Origin of the sequence: Streptosporangium sp. 'caverna' (genome assembly GCF_003203775.1) — a bacterium.
GTDB classification, from domain to species: domain Bacteria; phylum Actinomycetota; class Actinomycetes; order Streptosporangiales; family Streptosporangiaceae; genus Streptosporangium; species Streptosporangium subroseum.
This window is the reverse complement of record NZ_CP029711.1, coordinates 8,308,378-8,331,112: the sequence shown is the minus strand read 5'-3', so window position 1 is coordinate 8,331,112 and position 22,735 is coordinate 8,308,378. Positions and strand designations below refer to the sequence as shown.

Annotated in this window: 22 protein-coding genes; 11 read left to right on the top strand and 11 right to left on the bottom strand. The window is 67.7% G+C overall.

Annotation, left to right across the window (positions count from 1 at the left end; all coding sequences use genetic code 11):
- Positions 1-249: 249 nt before the first annotated feature.
- Positions 250-834 (bottom strand): hypothetical protein, encoded by a 585-nt coding sequence (locus DKM19_RS52180; protein WP_239513761.1) that lies wholly within the window; start codon positions 832-834, stop codon positions 250-252.
- On the opposite strand from DKM19_RS52180, the gene DKM19_RS35825 reads away from it, so the two are divergent.
- The 8 genes from DKM19_RS35825 to DKM19_RS35790 all read left to right on the top strand — a co-directional run bounded on the left by DKM19_RS35825 (position 835) and on the right by DKM19_RS35790 (position 10,939).
- Positions 835-2,346: a dynamin family protein gene (locus DKM19_RS35825; protein WP_239513760.1), complete on the top strand. Its 1,512-nt coding sequence runs from the start codon at positions 835-837 to the stop codon at positions 2,344-2,346. It begins immediately after the preceding gene.
- Positions 2,343-3,983, top strand: coding sequence for a GTP-binding protein (locus DKM19_RS35820; RefSeq protein ID WP_110701940.1), 1,641 nt, complete (start codon positions 2,343-2,345; stop codon positions 3,981-3,983). Before DKM19_RS35825 ends, DKM19_RS35820 begins: the two co-directional genes overlap by 4 nt.
- A gap of 586 nt (positions 3,984-4,569) precedes the next feature.
- Positions 4,570-4,926 (top strand): MarR family winged helix-turn-helix transcriptional regulator, encoded by a 357-nt coding sequence (locus DKM19_RS35815; RefSeq protein WP_204358388.1) that lies wholly within the window; start codon positions 4,570-4,572, stop codon positions 4,924-4,926.
- Positions 4,927-4,971: 45 nt separating this feature from the next.
- Positions 4,972-5,331: an ester cyclase gene (locus DKM19_RS35810; RefSeq protein ID WP_110701936.1), complete on the top strand. Its 360-nt coding sequence runs from the start codon at positions 4,972-4,974 to the stop codon at positions 5,329-5,331.
- Positions 5,332-5,748: 417 nt separating this feature from the next.
- Positions 5,749-6,591, top strand: coding sequence for a single-stranded DNA-binding protein (locus DKM19_RS35805; RefSeq protein WP_162642013.1), 843 nt, complete (start codon positions 5,749-5,751; stop codon positions 6,589-6,591).
- Between the two features lie 981 nt (positions 6,592-7,572).
- Positions 7,573-8,733, top strand: a complete 1,161-nt coding sequence (locus DKM19_RS35800; RefSeq protein ID WP_239513759.1) for a GGDEF domain-containing protein — start codon at positions 7,573-7,575, stop codon at positions 8,731-8,733.
- A 25-nt stretch (positions 8,734-8,758) separates the two neighbouring features.
- Positions 8,759-10,423, top strand: a complete 1,665-nt coding sequence (gene ettA / locus DKM19_RS35795) for an energy-dependent translational throttle protein EttA (RefSeq protein WP_110701931.1) — start codon at positions 8,759-8,761, stop codon at positions 10,421-10,423.
- Between the two features lie 72 nt (positions 10,424-10,495).
- Positions 10,496-10,939, top strand: a complete 444-nt coding sequence (locus tag DKM19_RS35790) for a thioesterase family protein (RefSeq protein ID WP_110701929.1) — start codon at positions 10,496-10,498, stop codon at positions 10,937-10,939.
- 57 nt (positions 10,940-10,996) lie between these two features.
- Here the strand turns inward: DKM19_RS35790 and DKM19_RS35785 are convergent, their stop codons facing one another.
- From DKM19_RS35785 to DKM19_RS35770, 4 genes are all read right to left on the bottom strand, one after another.
- Entirely contained in the window at positions 10,997-12,532 is a 1,536-nt protein-coding gene (locus DKM19_RS35785; protein ID WP_110701927.1) for a glycoside hydrolase family 13 protein, read from the bottom strand.
- Between the two features lie 54 nt (positions 12,533-12,586).
- Complete coding sequence (locus tag DKM19_RS35780; RefSeq protein WP_110701925.1) at positions 12,587-12,985, bottom strand: globin; 399 nt, start codon at positions 12,983-12,985, stop codon at positions 12,587-12,589.
- 19 nt (positions 12,986-13,004) lie between these two features.
- A complete protein-coding gene (locus tag DKM19_RS35775) occupies positions 13,005-13,940 on the bottom strand; it encodes a mechanosensitive ion channel family protein (protein WP_110701923.1) in 936 nt (311 codons plus the stop codon).
- A gap of 562 nt (positions 13,941-14,502) precedes the next feature.
- On the bottom strand, positions 14,503-14,787 hold the full coding sequence (locus DKM19_RS35770; protein ID WP_089209740.1) for a hypothetical protein: 285 nt from the start codon (positions 14,785-14,787) through the stop codon (positions 14,503-14,505).
- A gap of 335 nt (positions 14,788-15,122) precedes the next feature.
- Here DKM19_RS35770 and DKM19_RS35765 point away from each other — a divergent pair, with 335 nt between their 5' ends.
- Entirely contained in the window at positions 15,123-16,679 is a 1,557-nt protein-coding gene (locus tag DKM19_RS35765; protein WP_110701921.1) for an XRE family transcriptional regulator, read from the top strand.
- On the top strand, positions 16,676-17,170 hold the full coding sequence (locus DKM19_RS35760; protein WP_110701919.1) for a GNAT family N-acetyltransferase: 495 nt from the start codon (positions 16,676-16,678) through the stop codon (positions 17,168-17,170). Before DKM19_RS35765 ends, DKM19_RS35760 begins: the two co-directional genes overlap by 4 nt.
- A gap of 473 nt (positions 17,171-17,643) precedes the next feature.
- Here the strand turns inward: DKM19_RS35760 and DKM19_RS35755 are convergent, their stop codons facing one another.
- Positions 17,644-18,105: an NUDIX hydrolase gene (locus DKM19_RS35755; RefSeq protein WP_305000273.1), complete on the bottom strand. Its 462-nt coding sequence runs from the start codon at positions 18,103-18,105 to the stop codon at positions 17,644-17,646.
- Positions 18,106-18,260: 155 nt separating this feature from the next.
- Between DKM19_RS35755 and purU the strand changes: the two genes are divergently transcribed.
- On the top strand, positions 18,261-19,112 hold the full coding sequence (gene purU, locus DKM19_RS35750) for a formyltetrahydrofolate deformylase (protein ID WP_110701917.1): 852 nt from the start codon (positions 18,261-18,263) through the stop codon (positions 19,110-19,112).
- Here purU and DKM19_RS35745 read toward each other — a convergent pair.
- The 5 genes from DKM19_RS35745 to DKM19_RS35725 are packed head-to-tail and all read right to left on the bottom strand — an operon-like array spanning position 19,109 to position 22,626.
- Positions 19,109-19,495 (bottom strand): hypothetical protein, encoded by a 387-nt coding sequence (locus DKM19_RS35745; protein ID WP_110701915.1) that lies wholly within the window; start codon positions 19,493-19,495, stop codon positions 19,109-19,111. The genes purU and DKM19_RS35745 overlap by 4 nt on opposite strands.
- Positions 19,496-19,524: 29 nt before the next feature.
- Positions 19,525-20,865 (bottom strand): hydrogenase expression/formation protein HypE, encoded by a 1,341-nt coding sequence (gene hypE, locus DKM19_RS35740; protein WP_305000272.1) that lies wholly within the window; start codon positions 20,863-20,865, stop codon positions 19,525-19,527.
- Complete coding sequence (gene hypD / locus DKM19_RS35735; RefSeq protein WP_110701913.1) at positions 20,862-21,989, bottom strand: hydrogenase formation protein HypD; 1,128 nt, start codon at positions 21,987-21,989, stop codon at positions 20,862-20,864. Before hypD ends, hypE begins: the two co-directional genes overlap by 4 nt.
- 6 nt (positions 21,990-21,995) lie before the next feature.
- On the bottom strand, positions 21,996-22,247 hold the full coding sequence (locus DKM19_RS35730) for a HypC/HybG/HupF family hydrogenase formation chaperone (protein WP_369986716.1): 252 nt from the start codon (positions 22,245-22,247) through the stop codon (positions 21,996-21,998).
- Positions 22,222-22,626, bottom strand: coding sequence for a hydrogenase maturation nickel metallochaperone HypA (locus DKM19_RS35725; RefSeq protein WP_239513758.1), 405 nt, complete (start codon positions 22,624-22,626; stop codon positions 22,222-22,224). The genes DKM19_RS35730 and DKM19_RS35725 overlap by 26 nt, the downstream gene beginning before the upstream one ends.
- Between the last annotated feature and the right edge of the window lie 109 nt (positions 22,627-22,735).

Below are 22,735 nucleotides of genomic sequence, written 5' to 3'. Positions count from 1 at the left end.
GCGGGTGCGTCCCGCGCGGATGCCTCTCCTGCGGGGGCCTTCCATACGGGCGCCTTACGCCCGGATGACGACGTCGCCCCCTCACGAACTCCTTCCGCGACGGAGAGCACCGAGCGGGCAGCTCAGACGGGCGCCGGGGAGGGGAGGCCCGGCGGGGAGATCGGAGCTCTCTCTCCGGACACCGTCCCCGCCGACGCGGACATCGACTCTCCTCCTCTCCGCGCGGGCAGTGCGGACACGAGCGAAGACTTACCCGAGGCAGACGCCGAGACGAGCTCCGAGGTCGTCGACCCGGACTCCTCGGATACGGACGCAGAGTCGGACGACGTCGTCGTCCTCGACCCTGAGGCCGACTCCGAGTCCAGCTCGAACTCCGGTTCCGGCCTTGACTCCGAGGCCGACTCCGAACCCAGTTCGGGCTTTGATTTCTACCTCGACCCCGGCTCCGACCCCGAGGTCGAGGTCGATTCCGGATCCGGCTCTGCCCCTGAGGCTGACTTCGGCTCCGGCGCTGACTCTGACTTCAGCTCCGAATCTGGCTCTGAGAACGACTCCGGCCCTGAGGCCGAGGTCGAGGACAGCGACAGGATCGACGACGAGACCGACGGCGCGGCCGAGGGCGAAGAGGAGGCCGAGGAGGCGGAGGGTGACCGGGTTAGGGAGATCCCGCTGCCGGACGTCGTCTCCGAAGCTCTGACCAACGCGCTCACCGCCCTGCGCAACAGCGTCACCGACCTCCGCTTCAACCTGGATCTCCCGGGCGCCGAGGAGGCCAGGCGGACCCAGAGCGAGATCCTGGCCCAGCTCGACGACTACGTGATTCCCCGTGTCCACATGAGCACCGCCCCGGCGCTCGTCGTCATCGCGGGCTCGACCGGCGCGGGCAAGTCCACGCTCATCAACACCCTGGCCAACGCCAAGGTCAGCGCCACCGGCGTGCGCCGCCCCACCACGGGCACCCCGGTCCTCGCCTGCCATCCCGACGACCACGAGTGGTTCGCCAAGGGAGACCTGCTCGGCAGCCTGCGGCGCCAGAGTGAGTCCGACTCCGACACGGCTCCCGGCGGCCTCGTGCTCGTCTCCACAGAACGCCTCCCTCCGGGTGTGGCACTGCTCGACACCCCGGACATCGACTCGGTCGTCGAGGAGCACCACGAGATCGCTCACCGCATGCTCGACGCGGCCGACCTGTGGATCTTCGTCACCACCGCGGCCCGTTACGCCGACGCACCGGCCTGGCGGCTGCTCCGCCTGGCCAAGGAGCGCGGAGCACGGTTGGCCATCGTGCTCTCCCGGGTGTCGCCCCAGTCCCGCGAGGTGGTCACCAAGCACTTCGTCAGGATGCTGACCGAGTACGGCCTCGGCGAGGTCGACCGGTTCGTCATCAACGAGAGCAAGGCCACCGACGGCATGCTTCCCGACCACGAGGTCACCGAGCTCCGGCTCTGGCTGACCGAGCTTTCGGTCGACGACCGGCGGCGGGCGCAGGCCGTACAGGCGACCCTGTTCGGAGCGTTGAACAGCTTCCGCACCCGTATCCCCGCGCTGGCCAAGCAGCTGGAGGCCCAGGTCTCCTTCAGGAGCGACCTCCGTACCGACGTGGACGCCGCGTACATCCATGCGATGACCGAGATCGAGGAGGCCACCAGGAACGGCTCGCTGCTCCGCGGCGAGGTGCTCGCCCGGTGGCAGGACTTCGCCGGGTCCGGCGACCTCATGCGGACCCTGCACCTGCGCAAGCCCGGCCGCTTCGCGGGGAAGGCGACTCAGCAGGCCCCCGAGCGGCTCAGCGCGCTCAAGTCCGCGCTGCGGGCCGGGCTGGAGTCGGTCGTCGTATCGGCGGCGCAGCGGGCCGCAGAGGAGACCGCCGCCCGCTGGCTGCACCGCCAGAGCACGGGGAAGATCCTGGTCGCCACCCCGGGCCTCGGCCGCGCCTCCGACGACCTGCTGCGCAAGACCAGCCGGGTCATCGGCGCCTGGCAGGACCACATCATCGAGCTGATCCGGACCGAGGGTGTGACCAAGCGGTCGGTTGCCAGGGTGATCTCGTTCGATGTCGAGTCCCTGGCGTTGATCCTGACCGTGGGGCTGCTCGGCAACGGCTCGGCCGAGGCCGGAGGCATCGCCGGTGCGCTGCCGCAGCGGCTGGTGCACGCGCTGCTCGGCGCCGAGTCGTTGCGCAACATCGGCGTCAAGGCCCGAAGCGATCTTCGTGCCCGGATCGGCATGCTGTTCGACGACGAGACGTCGCGTTATGTCCAGGTCCTTGATGGGGCTGGCATACCAGACGAAAACGCCGCCACCCGCCTTTACCAGGCCACGTACAATCTCGAGGTCGCCCGATGAGCGTTGGCACCACCCAGACACGCCAAGGTCTTGGCGGACGGCTCGCCGCGCTGGCACGGATCGTGGAACTGGGGCCGGGCAAGGTCGAGCCCAAGCTCCTCACCGACTCGGGGCAGCTGCTGCTGCGCGCCGGCGACCGGCTCAAGCTCTCCTCCGACCACACCGTGGTCGCGCTCGCCGGAGGCACGGGAAGCGGTAAGTCGACGCTGTTCAACTCGATCTCCGGGCTGGAGCTGTCGCCGACAGGCGTGCGCCGCCCGACCACGGCGCGCACTCACGCCTGCGTCTGGGGCCTGGAGGGCGCGGGCCCGCTGCTCGACTGGCTGCAGATCCAGTGGCGCCACCGCTTCGCCCGGGCCAGTGCCCTGGACAAGGGCGAGAGCCAGCTCCACGGACTGATCCTGCTCGACCTGCCCGACCACGACTCCATCCGGGCGCTGACCGACACCGAGGCCGACCGGCTGATCCAGGTCGCCGATCTCGTCGTGTGGGTGCTCGACCCGCAGAAGTACGCTGACGCCTCCACACATCGCCGCTACGTGACCGATCTGGCCGGCCACGAGGCAGTGACGATCTTCGTGCTCAACCAGTCCGACCGGCTGGAGGCCGAGGAGCTGGCCGAGTGCGTCGCGGACCTGGACGGGCTGCTCCGCCGCGAAGGCGTCGAGAACCCCATCATCGTGGCCACCTCCGCGACCACGGGCAGGGGCGTGGACAGTCTCAAGGCGGTCCTCGCCGAGACCGTGTCCAAGCGCAGAGCCGCGGTCCAGCGCCTGGAGGCCGATCTTGACCGCCTGACGATCCGTCTGACGAAGGTCATGCCCGACGGGGGAGCACCCGGCGCCGCGTCCTCTGTGGATGACGCCCGCCGGATCGGCCTCACCGACGCCCTGTGCGACGCGGTCGGGGTCCCCGCGGTCGGGGAGGCGATGGAGAACGTCTACGGCGTGCGGTCCATCGAGTGGATCGGCTGGCCGTACGCACGCTGGGCCGCCAAGCTCCGCCCCGACCCGCTCAACAGCCTGCGCCTGAGCGACCTGAGGGACGAGATTCGAGGTCTCGCGGGAGATTCGATCAGCGCGCAGCCTGCGGAGGTGGACAACGCGGTCCAGGCCCTTTCCGACGGGTTGACCTCCGGCATGCACGAGGCCTGGCAGAACGGAATCAGGGACGCCGCGCGTTCGCGCTCGGCTCAGCTGCCCCAGGTGCTTTCCGAGGAGCTGTCGGAGATCGCACCGCGCCTGGACCGGGTCCCCGTCTGGTGGCGGCTTCTCCTCGTCTGGCAGTACCTCCTGATCCTGCTGTTCTTCGCGGGTGTCGCCTGGGTCGGCACGGCCGTCCTCTACGGTGTGGTCGGCGTCGGCAAGCTGCCGTCGGGCCTGGCTGTGTTCGGCGAGACGGCCTCGCTGCCATGGGTGGCGCTGATGATGCTCTCCGTCCTCGGGCTCGGACTGCTCACCGCCGTGGCCAGCCGTAATTTCGTCGTGCTCGGAGCGGGTAACGAGCGTGATCGCCTGGAGCGGGAGATGCGCCGCAGGGTCGCTGGGGTCGCCGAGGGCATGGTGATCGAGCCGGTGGAACGCGAGCTGGCCCGATACAACGAGTTCTACGCGGCGATGCGAAGCATGCGGGGCTGATTCCGCGCCGTCCACGATGCTGCTGTTGGTCGAGGCCCGGCTGTTGGTCGAGGCCCGGCGCATCTGCGCGGGGCTGCATCTGGGCCAAGCTCTGCGGTAGGGGCGTGCGTTCGGGGGCGAGCGCGGCACCGGACGCGCCGCCGCCAGGACACAGGGGACTGATAGGGATCGACCACCCTGCCGCCCCCGGCAGGGCTCATCCTGACTCGCCGCGCCCTTCTTTTCCGGTACCGCTCCCGCACGGGTGAGCGGTACCGAGCCGGCCACCTGCCCTCATCCGTCGTGTTTTGACCTTGAGCTCTGCGCGGTGTCGCAGCGAGGGCGGCCCTGCGCCATCACTCGCCGTCGCGACGTTCCGACCCCTGGCTCCATGCGGTATCGCACTGGTGAACCGGTCCGGGCCACCGTAAATCCCTTTGATGATTAAACTCTTGATGGTATCAAGAGTTGTTGATAGAAAGAGTAGAAGCTTCTCTCGCGAGGGGGACGGATGGCAGGGTCGGCCGAAACTTCCGAAGACAGGTTCTTTCATCAGCTGGCGGGCGCCTGTGCCGAGGTACGCCAGGCATTCGCGCGGCATGTGGGGATGAGCAGGCCCCGGCTTCAGGTGCTGATGCGACTGTGGAGGGACGGGGAGACCAGCCACAGCGACCTGCGACGGATCCTTTCTCTCGATGGGGCGAGCGTCACGCGCCTCATCAAGGAGTTCGAGGGCGAGGGAATGATCAGCCGTCGCATCGATCCCGAGGACAACCGCTACACCCTGGCCCGCCTGACGCCCGAGGGCGAACGAGTCGCCGCAGAACTCGCGTGTGCCCACCAGGCCTACCAGGTGCGGCTGCTCGACGGGGTCACCGGGGAAGAGCAGGAGATCGTGCTACGGGCCCTGGATCGCCTACGTGTCAACGTGGAGCGCATCGAGCGTGACCGTGCGGACCGATAGCCCTGCGGGATCTCCGCCCATATTCTCCAGACAGGAACGGATGAGATGACAGACAGTGTGAGAACCGTCGGGCACAGCATGTATGAGGCGTTCAACGCCCGCGACATCGCGGCCGCGGAGGCGATCTTCTCCGCGGACTTCGTGAGTCACCCGCTGGGCACCACCGGCGTCGAAAGTGTCAGGAAGGCCTGGGCCGGGCTACACGCGACGTTCCCCGATGTCCGGATCGTCGTCGAGGACATGCTCGTCGACGGGGACAGAGTCGCCGTTCGCACGACCATGCACGGGATCCCGGCCGGCTCGGGAGGACACGCCCTCCCCACGATGATGGAGATCTTCCGGGTGCAGGACGGACGTATCGCCGAACTGTGGGGCATGTCCACGCTGAACCGTGCCGACCGCTGAACCGTGCCGACCGCTGAGCCGCCCCGGCCGCTGAACCGCCCTGAGCGCTGAGCCGCTCCGGCCGCCGACCCGTCCCGACTGCTGGGCAATCACCGGCGCCCGCGTGCGACACGGGTCAGCCACGGCGCCGGTCACCGATGGATGCGACCGGCCGATCCAGCACGTTTGCAGCGCTCGTCCCTGACGAGGAGGGGAACCGTCCGGGCTCGACGGTGGTGAGCTCGTGTCGTCACGTGTCGTCACGGCCGAACCGGCCGAACCGGCCCTGTCACGGTGTCGGTTCCGCACTGTCCACAGCTGCGTCGCGGGCCCGGACGGTTGTCCCCAGAGCGTGATTCGGTAGCTCGTGCCGGGGGCGATGCGGGCCATCGTGTATTCCATGCCGCGGGCAGTCCGCCGGCTCTCATGGGAGGCACGATGAATGACATCTACGTCACGCTGACCGGTAACGTCGCGGCCCCGCCGCGCCAGCACACCTTCCCCGACGGCTCGCGGGTCACCTCGCTCAAGGTCGCCTCGACGAGCCGTTACTTCGACAGGGAGAACCAGCAGTGGCGCAACGGTGACACGACCTACTTCGGCGTCCGCTGTTTCCGCGGGCTCGCCGACAACGTGGCCCAGTCGATCCACCTGGGCCAGCCGATCGTCGTCCAGGGGCGGTTGCGGATCCGTGAGTTCACTCATGAGGGCGAGCGCCGTTTCATGGCGGAGGTGGAGGCCAACTCGCTCGGACATGACCTTCGCTGGGGGCTCGGGAGCTTCGCCAAGCCACAGCGGGGTGGGGCGACCCCGGCACTGGGCCGGGAGGAGCGGAGCGAGCTCGACCGCGAGACGTTCGACTGGGCGATGGGCGGCGCGGCCCCTGGCGAGGAAAGCGCCTCCGGGGCATTGGCCCTGGTGAAGGCCGCGGACGAAGACGACAACGCGGCAGAGGCCGAAGGCGGTACGGCGGGTGAGGGCGCGGCCGGAAGCGAGCCGGGCTCGGCGGACCGCGGCCCGGCGGGTGAGACGCCGGATGCGAACGAAGAGACGGAGGAAGAGATGGTCAGCTGGGAGCTTGGCGTGGGAGAGCCGATCGGGAAGCCGGGCTCGGGGAAGCCGGGCGCGGCCCCGAAGGAAACGGCTCGTAAGAAGGCATCGGGGAAGGAGCTCGGCGCGGGGGAGGGTGTGGCCGGGAAACCGGGCACGCCGGAGAAGAAGGTCGACAGGCCGGCGAAGGACGACGCGCCGTGGCCCGTGGAAGAAGGTATGGCGGCCTGAGCCGGGTTTCCCGCCGGCCCGGGTGCCGCGCCGAGCTGGGCGAGTGCGCCAGCGGATCGCCCGGGCCCTAGCGAGCCGGGGCATGGTGCCCTTGAAGGTGCTTGAGGGGGCGGTGGTGCTTTCGAGGATGCCTGGATGAGGCCGGTCGGCGCCTTTAGAGGTGTCCGGGGGTGCCCCGGAGGTGTTTTCCGAGGGTAAGCGCGGGGTGTTGCCTCCTTGGCGTGGTGCGGCTTCCTCGAAGGTGCCCGAGGGTGGGGCCGGTGGTGCCTTCGAGGGGTGGCCGAGGGGAGACGGGGTGGCGCCTTTGGAGGTGTCCGTGGGTAAGGCGGGTGGCGCCCTTGGAGGTGCTCGGGGAGCGGGGGTGCCTTCAAAGGGTGCCCGAAGGGAGGCGGGGAGCCTTTGGAGGTGCCCGGGGATAAGGGCCGAACGGGTGCCTTCGGCAGGGCGCGCAAGTGCCTTCGGCAGGGTTCGGAGATGAGGCGGGTGGTGCCTTCGGCGGAGTCCGAGGTGCGAGAGACGCATCGAAGCCCGGATGGTGAGATCGGAGCCCGGAGGGTGAGGGGGCATCGGCCGGACGCGGTCAGTGCCTTCGCGAGAGTGCGGTGGCGCCGAGATAAGCCGGCCGATGGTCGTTCCCGTGTCGGATGCCGAGACACCTGTTAGGTCCAGGTCACGCCCCGCCGCATGGCTGCTCCTTTCCCACACGGTCCGCTCGCGAGCGAGCGATTCCATTTGTGAGCCAACTGGTGAGCTGCCCACTCTGCCAAAGGTAGCGGTTCCCATCGCATGCCGCACACTCCGCAACTATTGTGTTACACATCGTTAGTCGGAGAGGGGGACGACATGGCGGCTCCCAGTCACACCTCAGTCAAGCCACGCGACAGCGTGGCGCCCTTGGCCGACAGATGGCCTCTGCTTGGGCAGCGTCGCGCACTGGTTGGTTACATCTGCGGGGTCGTGGCCCTGGATTTTGCCGCAATCTTGTTCTTTGCCGTATCCGGCAATTTCCGCTGGCCTGATCTGCTCACCTTCACCGCGCTGATGGCATGTGGCGCCGTCTGCATCGAGGCGACCCGCAGGCTCGGCATGCCCGCGGGCGTCTCCCGCGACCTGCTCTCCGCGTGGTGGCTGCCGGCCGCACTGCTCCTGCCGCCGGTCTACGCGCTTCTCGCGCCCATCCCGCTCCAGTTCCTGTTGCAGAAACGGGTGCGTGAGACGGTCGTCTACCGAAGGGTCTTCAGCTCGGCCGCGATCGGCCTGGCCGGATGCGCGGCCTCGCTGCTCTTCCACGGCACGGCCGGTGGCCTGGCCGCGCTGACCAGGGGCGCCGGGGAGCCCATCCTCATCGCCGTCGGCTGCGCGGTGCTGTTCACGGTGGTCAACACCGCGCTGATCGCCATCGCCGCGCACACCGCGGATCCCGACAGCCGCTGGCGGGAGGTTCTGTGGAATCGGGAAAGCCTGCTGCTCGACGTGGTCGAGCTCTGTCTCGGAGTCCTCGTCTCCATCACCTGCGGGCTGAACCTGGCGCTGCTGGTGCTGGCGCTGCCGCCGGTGGTGCTGCTCCAGCGCAGCCTGCTCCACGCCCAGCTGCAGGCGGCGGCCCGCACCGACTTCAAGACCGGTCTGCTCAACGCCGCGGCGTGGCAGCGTGAGGCGGACACCGAGATCGTCAGGGCACGTCGCACCGGCGAGACGCTCGCCCTGCTGATCGTCGACATCGACCACTTCAAACGGGTCAACGACACCTACGGCCACCTGATCGGCGACCAGGTCCTGGTGGGCGTGGCCTCCACCATCCGCAGTCAGCTGCGTGACTACGACGTGGTGGGCCGCTTCGGCGGCGAGGAGTTCGTCGTCCTGCTGCCCAGGGCCGATGTCACCGAGGCCCGCCGGGTCGCCGAGCGTCTGCGTTCCCGCGTGGGGCGGATGGCGGTTCCGGCCGACGACAACATGATCACTGTGACCATCTCGGCAGGGGTGGCGATCATGAGCGTGCACGGCGACGACCTGATCGAACTGCTCGCCGCGGCAGACCTGGCCCTTTACCGGGCAAAGGAGCTCGGCCGTGACCGGATCTGCCTGCCCGCCACGGTTGTGCCCCCTGCCCGTCGGCCCGGAGCCGAGTCCGCCCCTAGCTGAGCTCAGCAGGCCCTAAACTAAAGGCATGCCGGAGTACATCTACACAATGCAGCGCGTGCGCAAGGCGCATGGCGACAAGGTCGTCCTCGACGACGTAACGCTGTCGTTCCTGCCGGGCGCCAAGATCGGCGTCCTGGGCCCCAACGGCACCGGAAAGTCGACGCTGCTGAAGATGATGGCGGGCCTGGAGCAGCCGTCCAACGGCGACGCCCGGCTCATGCCCGGCTTCAGCGTCGGCATGCTTCAGCAGGAACCCCCGCTCAACGAATCCAAGACCGTGCTCGGCAACGTCGAAGAGGGCGTCGCCGAGACCAAGGCCATGCTCGATCGATACAACGAGATCGCCGAGCTCATGGCCACCGACTACAGCGACGCGCTTCTGGACGAGATGGGCACGTTGCAGGAAGCGCTCGACCACCGTAACGGGTGGGATCTCGAAAGCCAGTTGGAGCAGGCGATGGACGCCCTCCGGTGCCCGCCGCCGGACTCCGAGGTGACCCAGCTCTCCGGTGGTGAGCGCCGCCGGGTCGCGCTGTGCAAGCTTCTGCTCGAACAGCCCGACCTGCTCCTGCTCGACGAGCCCACCAACCATCTGGACGCGGAGAGCGTCCAGTGGCTCGAGTCCCATCTTGAGAAATACCCCGGCACCGTCCTGGCCGTCACCCACGACCGTTACTTCCTGGACAACGTGGCCAACTGGATCCTGGAGCTCGACCGCGGCCGTTGCCACCCCTACGAGGGCAACTACTCCACCTACCTGGAGGCCAAGGCGGCCCGGCTCAAGCTTGAGGGCCAGAAGGACGCCAAGCGCAAGAAGCGCCTGGAGGAGGAGCTCGAGTGGGTCCGCTCCAACGCCAGGGCACGCCAGACCAAGAGCCGGGCGCGTCTGCAGCGTTACGAGGAGATGGCCTCCGAGGCCGACAAGCACCGCAAGCTTGACTTCGAGGAGATCCAGATCCCGCCGGGCCCGCGTCTGGGCACCACGGTCATCCGGGCCGAGAAGCTCACCAAGGGCTTCGACGACCGTGTCCTGATGGACAGTCTCTCCTTTGACCTGCCGCGCAACGGTCTCGTCGGCATCATCGGCCCGAACGGCGTCGGTAAGACGACGCTGTTCAAGATGGTCACCGGAAGCGAGACGCCGGACAGCGGCGAGATCGTCGTCGGTGACACCGTCAAGATCTCCTATGCGGACCAGAGCCGTGGTGGCATCGACCCGACCAAGAACGTCTGGGAGGTCGTCTCCGACGGGCTCGACTACATCAAGGTCGGCCAGGTCGAGATGCCCTCCCGCGCCTACATCGCCGCGTTCGGGTTCAAGGGTCCGGACCAGCAGAAGAAGGCCGGCATCCTGTCCGGTGGCGAGCGAAACCGGCTCAACCTGGCGCTGACCCTCAAGCAGGGCGGCAACGTGCTGCTGCTCGACGAGCCCACCAACGACCTCGACACCGAGACGCTCTCCAGCCTGGAGAACGCGTTGCTGGAGTTCCCCGGCTGCGCCGTCATCACCTCGCACGACCGGTGGTTCCTCGACCGCGTCGCCACCCACATCCTTGCGTGGGAAGAGGGCTCGAACTGGTTCTGGTTCGAGGGCAACTACGCCGACTACGAAAAGAACAAGATCGAGCGGCTGGGCGCCGATGCGGCTCGCCCGCACCGTGTCACCTACCGCAGGCTCACCCGCGACTGACGCGGATCGCAGGAAAAAGCCCCCGGCGCCCCGCCGTACAGCGGGAGCCGGGGGCTCGCTACCGTTCTCGGTGTGTTTGAACAGAGCGTCGCGGACGGCGTCGGCCAGGGCCACCGGCATGTGTTTCCCCGAGCCGTCAGGTTCGCCGACGTCGACTCGCTCGGCCACGTCAACAACGTGCGGTTCTTCGACTACCTCGAAGACGCGCGGCTGGCGATGTTCCACATCGACCCCCACCGGGAGGGCAGGAAGCCCTTCAACGGGCTGGTGATCGCCCGGCACGAGATCGACTACCGGCGCCCCCTCACCTTCCGCCCGGACCCGGTCCGGGTGGAGACCTGGGTGACCGAGATCCGGCCGGTGAGGTTCACCCTCCACTACGAGATCCGTGACAACGAGGAGATCTTCGTTCAGGCCCGCTCGGTGCTCGTCGCCTACGACGTGGCACGGGCCGCTCCCCGGCGGCTGAACCAGGAGGAGCTCGTCTACCTGAGCCGGTTCGCGCCCGCCGGGTAGCGCCCGCCGGATCCCCCGTGTTGGTGCGACCTCACCGAGACGGGCTCCCCGCGGGGGTCAGGGGGTGTGCAGCCAGGCCGCCGTGTCCGGAAGGAGCAGGTAGCCCTCCACGGGAGCGCTGCCGATCAGGACATGCTCGTGCGGCGGAAGCGATACCGGTTCGGTGCCGCAGTTGATGACGCAGGTCAGCGAGCCGCGCCTGAAGAACAGCGCGCCCTCGGGGGAGTCCAGCCAGGTGACCTGGTCATCGAGCGAGCCGCGCAGCGCGCGGCGGGCGCGCAGGGCCTCCTGGTAGAAGCTCAGAGTCGAGCCCGGGTCGTCCGCCTGGCTTTCGGCGTTCAGCGCGGCCCACTCGGCGGGCTGGGGCAGCCAGGGCCGGACGCCGTCGGGGGAGAAGCCGTACGGCTCGGCGACGCCGGACCAGGGGATGGGGACCCGGCAGCCGTCCCGGCCGGGCAGCTTGCCTCCCGAACGGGCGAAAATGGGGTCCTGGCGGGCCTCCGGGGGAAGATCCTTCACCTCGGGGAGACCAAGTTCCTCCCCCTGGTACAAATATGCCGACCCGGGCAGGGCGAGCATGGCGAGCAGCGCCGCACGGCCACGGGCGAGGCCCGGCGTGGAGCCGGTCGCGCCCTCGCCGTACCGGGTGACGTGACGGATCACGTCGTGGTTGGAGAGCACCCAGGTGGGAGCGGTCACGGCGGCCAGGGTGTCATCGATGATCTTCTTGAACGCCGTCGCCGACCAGGGAGCCTCCAGCCAGGCGAAGTTAAAGCTCTGGTGCAGCTCGTCGGAGCGGACGTAGAGCGCGAGGTCCTCGGCGGAGTCGGTCCACACCTCGCCGATGGCCATCCGCTCGCCCGGATAGGAGTCGAGCACCTTGCGCCACTCCCGGTAGACCTCATGGACCTCAGGCCGTCCCCAGATCGGCGACTCGGCCTTGAACGCCTGATCCTCCGGCGGGCTGTCAGGCAGACCCTCGGCCTTGTACAGGCCCATCGCCACGTCGATCCTGAACCCGTCCACGTCCCGGTCCAGCCAGAACCGCAGGATGTCGAGGAACTCGGAGTGAACCTCGGGGTTGCGCCAGTTGAAGTCCGGCTGCTGCGAGGCGAACAGGTGGAGGTACCACTGACCGTCGGGCGTCTTGGTCCAGGCCGGGCCGCTGAAGGTGGACTGCCAGTTGTTGGGCGGCAGGTCCCCGCCGTCGCGGAAGATGTAGCGCTCGCGCTGCTCACCCCGCAGCGCGGCCTGGAACCATTTGTGCTCGGAGGAGCTGTGGTTCGGCACGATGTCCACGATCACGCGCAGCCCGAGCCGGTGAGCCTCCGCGACGAGCGCGTCGAAGTCGGCGAGGGTGCCGAAAAGGGGGTCGACGTCGCGGTAGTCCGCCACGTCGTAGCCGCCGTCGGCCATGGGGGAGCGGTAGAAGGGGGTCAGCCAGATCGCGTCCACGCCGAGCTCGGCGAGGTACGGCAGGCGCTGCCGGATACCGGGCAGATCGCCGACGCCGTCTCCAGAGGCGTCGGCGAAGCTGCGAACGTAGATCTCGTAGACGACGGCATCACGCCACCAGGGGGTTTCCATGTGCATCGATTGCCCTCGCTCGGTGGGGTTTATGCGTCGGGAGTGGTCATCCGGCGGGGTTTATGCGCCGGGGGCGTTCATCATGCTCTGCGCCGCGTAGACCAGGTAGTCCCAGAGGCGCTTCTCCAGGTCGTCGGGGAGCTCCAGCGAGGCCACCGCGTCGTGCATGTGCCTCAGCCAGGCGTCGCGCTCGTCCGGGCCGATGACAAACGGGTTGTGCCGCATCCGCAGACGGGGGTGTCCGCGCTGCAGGCTGTAGGTGTTGGGGCCGCCCCAGTATTGGATGAGGAAGAGGCGCAGCCGCTCCTCGGCCCCGACGAGGTCTTCCTCGGGGTAGAGAGGCCGCAGCAGCGGGTCGTCCGCCACTCCCTCGTAGAAGCGGTGGACAAGACGTCTGAAGGCCTCTTCGCCGCCGACGGCGTCGTAGAAGGACTGGGGTTCCTCGGGGATCGCGGACACGCGTCAAGCCTAAGTGACGTCAGCCGGCGATCGGAATGGAGGCGCGGTCCAGGGCCGACTTGACGCGGAGGCGGAGCTCCCGGGCGACCTGGGCCTGCTTGGACGGGAGGGTCTTGGCGCTGATCCGGAAGATGACGGCGGTGTCGGAGATCTGCTCGATCCCCCAGACCTGGGGCTCCTCGACGATGACGGAGTCGCGGAAGGAGGGGTCCGACCAGATCTCGTCGGCCACCTGCTCAAGGAGCTCGCGGACCGCGGGGATGTCGGCGGTGTAGGACACCGGCACGTCCACCGCCGCGCGGGACCAGCCCTGAGACTCGTTGCCGACGCGGGTGATGGTGCCGTTGCGGACGTACCAGACCCGGCCCTCGGTGTCGCGCAGACGGGTGATGCGCAGGGTGACCGCCTCGACCGTGCCGATCGCGGCACCGGAGTCGATCACATCGCCCACGCCGTACTGGTCCTCCAGGAGCATGAACATGCCCGCGATGAAGTCCTTGACGAGTTCCTGGGCGCCGAAGCCGATCGCCACACCCACGATGCCGACGCTGGTCAGCAGCGGGGCGATGGGGATGGAGAGCTTGTCGAGGACGGTCAGAACCCCGGTGCCCAGGATGACGATGGAGGCGATGTGCTTGAGCACCGAACCCATGGTCTCGGCCCGCTGCCTGCGCCTCTCGGCCACGATCGCGTCAAGGCCCTCGGGGGTCACCGGCTCCCGCCCGCGCAGGCGTCCGGCCAGGGACGCCCGGCCGGAGGACGCCCGCCGTACCACCCGGGTGATCAGCCGGTGGGCCACGTTGCGAAAGATCAGAGCGATCAGCATGACCAGCACGATGGCGATCAGAGCCGCAACCAGAGGTGCGAACGTGTCCGGCAGGACGGCTCGCATGAGGTTGCAGATCGCCCCGCCGCCGTTGTCGCATCCGTTGGTCAAGCCTGCGCCCACACTCATTACATCCTTGACCAAGGTCTCCGTGGCGGGGGCCGTCACGGTCGCGGTCGGAGTGGGAGAGGGGCTTATCGGAGAGAGGCTTATCACGGACAAGGGGGCAAACAAGAACACGGAGTGGATCCCTCTCGGATCGGATCGTTCGTCAAGACGGGCAAGTCATGCGACTTACCTATATTGCCGACCGAACCGGCCGCCGTCACATCACGCCGGGGAAGACGGGGACATCCGAGCTCAGGGCCGCGGGGGGTGGGCTCGGATGCCCCGGTGACGGACGACTCGTACGGGACGCGCACCCGGAAGCGTGTCCCGTGCCGTTTCCAAGAGAGATCCCTCCGGTTACCGCCCGGACGAGACCCGGGCGGCAGCTTGTGTTTTCTGGAGCTTCGAAGACCGTCGACGGGCCGGCTGAGAGGGCCGGTCGACGGGATCGTTCGAGAGGTTCGAAGCCGACGGGGTGACCAGCGTCCGAAGACGCTCCGCACCGGTCACCCCGTCGGCCCCGTCGAGCCGCGGTAGGAGCGATGCACCCGGGCGGATGGACGCCGTCAGGTGCACCGCTCGCTCACTCCCCCACCGCGGCGAGTACGCGTGCGACCTTGGTCGCGGCACCGGCGGGGTCTTCCGCCGTGTGCATCCGCTCACCCCAGGACCACCAGTAGTACCAATCCCGGCAGCTGGGGGCGGCCTGCGCTCGGCAGGTGACATTCTCCGCCAGGCTGGTCGCGTTCGGGTTGATCACACGTACGAAGGCACGGCCCGACTGGGTCCGCACCACCCGGGCGTGGAGCCCGCGGGAGTCAAGTTCCGACACCAGTCGTTCTAGGTGCCCGAAGTCGTTTTCCCCCACCTCGTCCCTCCTCTTGGGTTTGGCTCACAGCACCGAATCGTGTTCGATTGATCACGCATTTGGTGTTGTGAGCCAAACATGGCCCACTGTGGCCTCAGGGTCAATGTGGGGAAAACCCAGATCAGGGTATGCCTTGTCCCAAGTAGGTTGAAAGAAACAGTCCGGCGGTGGACGATCCTTAGCCGGTGGCTTTATTCGTACGTTCCGGATGAGTCAAACGTGGTCCATCATTCTCTTAGGCACAGTGCGACAACAGAATCACACTGAGTCAGGGGAGAGGACCGGTCGGGACAAGTGTGCCAGCCAGCCCAGCTGGCCACGAGAGAGGGGCCGGTATGTCCGGCAGGCAGCACAGGGAGACGGAATTAGCGCGGCAGCTTCGGGCCAAAGGCCTGGCTGTCGGGCAGAGCTCGGCGCATATCGCCGAGATGATCTACGAAAAGTGTAATCCACAATTCGGGACAACACGGATTAAAGGTCATCGTCTCGCGCACGGCGTCGCCCTCGCGGATGTGATCGAACAGATAAGGGCGCTGTTCGAACGTGATGGCAAATCGGCGCCAGGCATAGGCGAGACGCTTCTCTCCGCCTACGAGAGCGGGCTGAAACGGCCCGGTCCCGAATACCTCCACTATCTGTGCACCGCCTACCGGGTCGAACCGGTCTCCCTTGGATACGACGGCCCGTGCATCTGTGGCCATGGTCACAAGATGCCCGGGACGGTCCGAGGAGATCTCCAAGATGGAAAACCCGATACTTCCCCTGGCCCTGGGGAGTTGCTGATTCAGTCGATCAGCAACTCCTCTTCCGTGGTCGGGGGTGAGGAGGACGAGAACGTGCTACGGAGGACGCTTTTACAGCTTCTGGCCGGCAGCGGCATCGCGCTGGACGGGCAGGTGCTCGGATCCGTGGAGAGCATTCGCAGAAGGATGGACGACACCCTGGTGTCGGCCACCGTCTCGGCTGCGATGCTGGATCAGTGGGAGGAAGCCACCATCGGCTTCGGCCGCCAATACATGAACACACCGCCGCTGAGACTGCTCTGCGACGTGCTCCTGGAGTTCAGCGCCGTGCGCAAGGCCATGGAGCGGCGCCAGCCGGTGGACCTGCAGGAACGGTTATGCCGCATGGCCGCCCAGCTTGCGGGGCTGAGCGGCATGATCATGATTAACCTCGGCGATCACCGGCTTGCCCGTTCCTTCTTCAGGACCGGCAGGACGGCCGCGGACGAGACCGGAGACCGCGCGCTCCGGGCCTGGGTGACGGCCAGGGAGGCACTGGTCCCGCTCTACTACGGCGACCCGCGCGAAGCGCTCAACCTTGCCAAGAAGAGCCGCGACATGGCCGGTCAGACGCCCTGCGCGGCTCAGGCCATGGCCCCGGTCGTCGAGGCCCGCGCGCTGGCGATGATGTCGGGTTCGGGCAAGAAGGACGTGGTCGACCAGGCCAAGCGGGCGCTGTCGCGGGCCAGGGCGGCGTTCTCCCAGATGACCGCCGTCGATCAGGACGACTCGACCTTCGGCTACACCGAGCGTCAGCTCTACTTCCACCAGGGAGACGCACTGGTGAAGCTGGGGCAGGCGATGGAGGCCGACCTCATCCTGGAACAGGCGCTCACGAAGTACGGCCCGGCCGACTGGCTCGACCCGACCTTCATCAAGTTCGACCGTGCCCAGTGCAAGCTTCTCGAGGGTGACATCGACGAGGCGCTGGCGATCGCCCGGGCCACGCTCGACGGCCTCGGCGACAACTGCAGGCCCGGCATCCTCATGCAGCGCGCCCATGAGATGGCCAGGGAGGTGGAGGCCAAGGCCCCCAACCATGCGGGGCTCAAGCTCTTCCAGGAGGCGCTGCGCGCCTCGCCGACGGAGGATCCGGTGATTGGTGCATGAAGGCCAGAATCCGGCGTTATCGCTGGTCTGACCTCGAATCCGTCTGGGCGCTGCATCAGATCTGCCTTGCTCAGGTCGGTCTCGCACCGGGAGACGGCGTTTACTACGAGGACGATTTCCCCCGGATCAACGAGATCTATCTCGCCGGCGGTGGAGAGTTCCTCGTGGGTGAGATTCCCGGCGGGCGCATCGTCGCAATGGGCGGGCTGCGCCGTGTTGATGACCAGAGCGCGGAGATGTGCCGCATGCGGGTCCATCCGGAATTCCAGCGACGCGGGCTCGGCGCCCAGATGGTCGCTGAACTGGAGAAGCGCGCGATTGAGCTGGGCTATGTCCGGCTCTGCGGTGACACCACCCTGAACCAGCCTGCCGCGATGGAGCTCTATCGCAAGTACGGCTGGCGCGAGATCCGCAGAGAAGAGCGCGGCGGTTGCATCGTGATCCATGGAGAGAAAGATCTGGTTGTTGCCATGTCCCCCCTCATTAAGTAAGCGAATTTCATGCTAATTCGTCATTAGGCGTTGCGTTCAGGCGGAACAGGGGAATACTTACTCTTCGTATCTGTAGTCATTCTTTGGTGAGTGCGATGAAAAAGATCATTGTTCACAAGCCCGGAACGGTCAGACTGAGTGGTGCTTCCAGCGTCATGCACAAGGGGTGAGAGCGCCTCTCCGCTGAGTTGATCCAGGTTCTGACGACGATTCATGCCGGGAAGATCTGCATGTGGCCGTGGTCCACGCTGAGCCGTACCGTGTCGCAGGAAAAAGAGTGGCGCGGGGCGGAAGGCAGGCGAAGGAGGACACTCCTGGCGAGACAGAGGGTGCATCCGCAGGGGATGGGCCCACGAGGCGGAGATAATCCCCACTCGGGAGGAATCCCCCCTCCGTGGGAGTCATTTTTTCCTCTATGTGCATCAGGGTGTGGATTTTTCCTCCGCAGGGGAAAAGTCTGCACCTTGGCCTCTTTAGGGGGCAAGCTGGGTGATCCGGGAGATGATCTCCCGCAGGTCCGGAGGTTCGAGGGCGCCGGGAAGTTCGGCCATCTCCGCGGGGGAGAACCAGCCGAAACCCAGATAGGTGCTGTCCTCCTCGGAAGTGAACGCCTTCGGGTCCACCTCGGGAGTGCTCCCGAACCTGGCCAGATAGAACCGTTCGGTCTTGGCATAGCGAGTGCCGAGCCAGTCGAACTCCCTGCGCACCGGCACCCACCGGTTCAGCACCGCCTCGCCCGGCAGGCCGGTCTCCTCGGTCAGCTCCCGTCGCGCGGCCTCGAAGGGCGTCTCGCCGGGGTCGATCCCGCCGCCCGGCGGTTCCCACAGGGTCTGCCCGCTGGTCGTGTCGTGCCAGTGCATCAGCAGCACCCGGCCCGTGCCGTCCACGCAGATCACTCGGGCCGCGGGCCGGTCGTTCACCTGGGAGTCGCTCACAGGTCCGGGACGCTATCACCGTCAGCCGATTCAACGTGTTCATGCCGGAGAGGAGATCAACGGGAATGGTGCGGGTGAATGCGGGCGGGTCGCTGTACTCTGCCCAGGTCAGTCGAAGGCACCGTACGATCCGACCTCCTCAAGGGTGAAAAGGCATGAGTTCCAGGGCCGAGTTTGTGTTGACGTTGTCCTGTCCGGACGGTCCCGGTGTGGTGGCCGCGGTCTCGGGCCTCCTCGCGGGGCAGGGATGCAACATCATCGAGAGTCAGCAGTTCGGAGACGCCGACGGGCGGTTCTTCATGCGGGTGCAGTTCTCCTCGACGGTGCCCGACGGAGAACTGCTCACGGCCTTCGCCGCCCTCGCCCCCGAATTCGGCATGGACTTCAAGCTGCGGGACGTGGCCGTCAAGCCGCGCGTGCTCGTGATGGTCAGCAAGTTCGGCCACTGCCTGAACGACCTGCTCTACCGGACACGCTCCGGCCTGCTCGACATCGAGATCGTCTCGGTCGTCTCCAACCACCCCGATCTCCGGCCGCTGACCCAGTCCTACGGCATCGACTACCACCACCTGCCGGTCACCTCGGAGACCAAGCCCAGGCAGGAGGCGGAGATCCTGGCGCTGGTCGATCACTACCGGGTCGACCTGGTGGTGCTCGCCCGCTACATGCAGGTGCTGTCGGAAGATCTCTGCGTCAAGCTCGCGGGCAATGTGATCAACATCCACCACTCGTTCCTGCCGTCGTTCAAGGGGGCCAAGCCGTACCACCAGGCTCACTCCCGGGGCGTGAAGCTGATCGGCGCGACCGCCCACTATGTGACCGCCGACCTCGACGAGGGCCCGATCATCGAGCAGGAGGTCGCCCGGGTCAATCACACCCACTCCGCGGACGACCTCGCCGCCATCGGCCGCGACGTCGAGTGCCAGGCCCTTGCCCGCGCCGTCCGCTGGCACACCGAACAGCGCGTCCTGCTCGACGGCCACAAGACGATCGTCTTCCCGCGTTAGCGGCCGGGGTCCCGAGGCTTGACGCCGGTGGAGTCCTCAGAGGTGGAGACGCCGTACGGACGCCCGGTTTTCTCATCGACACCGGCTGCCTCGCGGCCTTCCTCGTCCTCCTCCTCCGCGATCTCCTCGGCGCGTCTGCCGGTGCCGGTGCCGACGCCCAGGGGCGATGCGGCCTCGGTGTCGGTGGGGGAGACGCCCTCGCGCTCCTCCTCGGACACCACGCGTCCGGGGCCCTTCGTCTCCGGCGGGGGAGCGAAGGCCCGGTTACCGGACTGGATCACCTCTTCGCTCGCGCGACCCACGTCGGGGGAGTAGCCGTGGTGCTCCTTCTCTCCCTCTTCGCCGTGCGGGCTCGCGTCCTCAGGTCTCTGTTTGTCGCTCATATCCAGCACCTCATCGGATTGACGGATTCTCAGCAGATTCTCGGCAGCGGGTCGCCGACCAGCAGGTCGACGATGCGGGTGCCTCCGAAGGAGGTCTTCAGCAGGACCAGCCCCGGCGGGTCGTCACCGATCCGTCCGATGACGGCCGCGTCCGCGCCGAGCGGATGGGAGCGCAGGGCGGCCAGCGCGACCTCGGCGGACTGCTCGGCCACCACCGCGACCATCCGGCCCTCGCAGGCGACGTAGAGCGGATCGATCCCCAATAGTTCACATGCCCCGCGTACGGCGGGGCGTACCGGGATCGCGTCCTCCTCCAGCACGACGGCGACCTTCGAGGCCTCCGCTATCTCGTTGACGATCGTCGCGACCCCGCCGCGGGTGGCGTCCCGGAGGCAGCGCACCCGCCCGTCGCCGCAGGCGTCCAGCAGTATGCGGGTCAGGGCGTTGAGCGGCGCGGTGTCCGAGGTGAGATCGGCTTCGATGTCGAGCTCTCCCCGGGCAAGCATGATCGTGATGCCGTGCTCGCCGATCGGCCCGGACACGATGACCACGTCCCCCGGCAGGGCGGCGGCGGCGCTCAGCCGGGTAGTCCGGTCCAGCGTCCCGATGCCCGAGGTGGTGATGTAGCAGCCGTCGGCCTTGCCTCTCTCCACGACCTTGGTGTCGCCGGTGACGATCCACACGTCCGCCGCCCGCGCCGCCGCCGCTATGGAGGCGGTGATGCGCCGCAGGTCGGCGACGGGAAAGCCTTCTTCAAGGATGAATCCGGCCGACAGGTAGCGGGGGCGCGCCCCGCACATCGCCAGATCGTTGACGGTGCCGTTGACCGCGAGGTCGCCGATGTCGCCCCCGGGGAAGAACAGCGGCGTCACCACGTACGAGTCGGTGGTGAAGGCCAGCCCGTCGACGACCGCGCCGTCCTCCAGGGGCTCCAGCAGCGGGTTGCGGAAGGCCTCCAGGAACACCGCCTCGATCAGGGTGTGCGTGGCCTTGCCGCCCGCGCCGTGCGCGAGGGTGATGCGGTCCTCCCGCACGCGGGCCTTGCGGTGGCGTACCCGCTCGATCCGGTCCAGGACCTGCTGCTCTCGGCTCGCCGGAGTCTGGATCGAGTCGGCGGGCCGAACCGGATCCGGAGCCTGGATCGGGTCGGGAGGCCGAACCGGATCCGGAGCCTGGATCGGATCGGGAGGCCGAACCGGATCCGGGGTCTGGATCGGATCGGGAGGCCGAACCGGATCCGGGGTCTGGATCGGATCGGGAGCCCGGATCAGGTCCGGGGGCTGCCGTTCGCGGCCCGCGGACCTGATCCGCTCCGGGGCCTCCCGCGTCGCGGTCTCCACCCGGCCGGTGGTCTCCTCCTCGGCGCTCACCTCTGGGTCGCCTCCTTGACGCGCTCGCGCGAGAACCGGCCGAAGTTGTAGTAGGCCGCGCACGCCCCTTCGGACGACACCATGCACGTGCCGATCGGCGTCTCCGGAGTGCACGCGGTACCGAACACCTTGCACTCCCACGGCTTGAGCACCCCCTTGAGCACCTCACCGCACTGGCACGCCTTGGGATCGGCCACCCGGCCGCCGGGAATCTGGAAGATCCGTTCGGCGTCGAAGGCGGCGTATCGCTCCGAGACCCTGAGCGCCGACTGCGAGATGAACCCCAGCCCGCGCCACTCGAAGTACGGGCGCAGCTCCATCACCTCGTTGATGACGCGCAGAGCCTTGAGGTTGCCGTCCCACGGGACCACCCGGGCGTACTGGTTGTCGATCTCGGCCCGGCCGCCGGCCAGCTGCACGAGGATCTGGTAGACCGTGTGCAGCACGTCGAGCGGTTCGAAGCCGGCCACCACCAGGGGCTTGCCGTAGTCGCGCGCGATGAACTCGTACGGCCGGCAACCGATCACGGTGGAGACGTGGCCCGGCCCGATGAACCCGTCGAGGCGCAGGTCCGGAGAGTCCAGGATCGCCTTGATCGCGGGAATGATCGTCACGTGGTTGCAGAAGATCGAGAAGTTGGCGATCCCCTCGGCCTCCGCGCGCAGGACGGTCATCGCCGTCGAGGGAGCGGTGGTCTCGAAGCCGATCGCCATGAAGACCACGCGCTTGCCGGGATTCTGCCGGGCGATCTTCAGGGCGTCCAGCGGGGAGTAGACCATGCGGATGTCGGCGCCCCGCGCCTTGGCGTCGAGGAAGGATCCGTTCCCCCCGGGCACGCGCATCATGTCGCCGAACGAGGTCATGATCACGTCTGGCTGCCCGGCGATGTGGATGGCGTCGTCCACCCGGCCCATGGGGATCACGCAGACGGGACAGCCGGGGCCGTGCACCAGCGTGACCGCCTCGGGCAGGTAGTCCTCCAGCCCGTGCTTGTAGATCGTGTGGGTGTGCCCGCCGCACACCTCCATGAACTTGTAGGCACGACCCGGCTCGCACAGGGCGGCGATCCGTGTGGCCAGCGTCCGGGCCTTCTCGGCGTCACGGTACTCATCGACGAAGCGCACCGGATCTCACCCCTCCTCGATCATGGATTCACGGAGGGCCTCTATCTCGTCCTCGTACGCCTGCCCGATGCTCTCCAGGAAGTCGAGCGCCGCCTTGGCCTCCACCTCGTCGATCTTCGACAGCGCGAACCCGACGTGGATGAGGATCCAGTCGCCGGGCAGGACGGATTCGCCCTCCAGCAGGCCGATGTTGATCGCCCGCTTCACCCCGCAGACATCGACCATGGCCAGATCAGGACGGTCGGACAGGATTTCCACGATCTCGCCGGGAATTCCCAGGCACATGAGTGGCCTCCGCCATCTGGATGGATTCGAGGACGAGATCGTCGCCGCCCTCGCTGTCGATATCGGTGCCGCCGCATCCGGGGCAGACGGCGAAGGGGTCGACGGACGTGGCCGTCTGCTCGCAGGACCGGCAGGTCAGGCTGACCGGGACCACGACCAGTTCGACCTGCGCGCCCTCGGCCAGCGACCCCTCGGCGACCATGGCGAACGCGTGGTTTATCGCGGGTTCCGTGATGCGGAGCAGGGCGCCTGCCTGCACCCGCGCTCGCTGTACCCGCCGGCCGTCCGCCCGTTTCTCCACCGCGGTGAGAATCGCCTCGGCGATCCCGAACTCGTGCACGACTGACTTCACCTCATTTTGCTGACGTGGCTGAGCGGAGTCGCTGAGCCGATTTCACCGAGCTGCTTTCATCGAGCCGGCTTGACTGAGCCGCCTTCGCCGATTCGATCTCGCCGAGCCG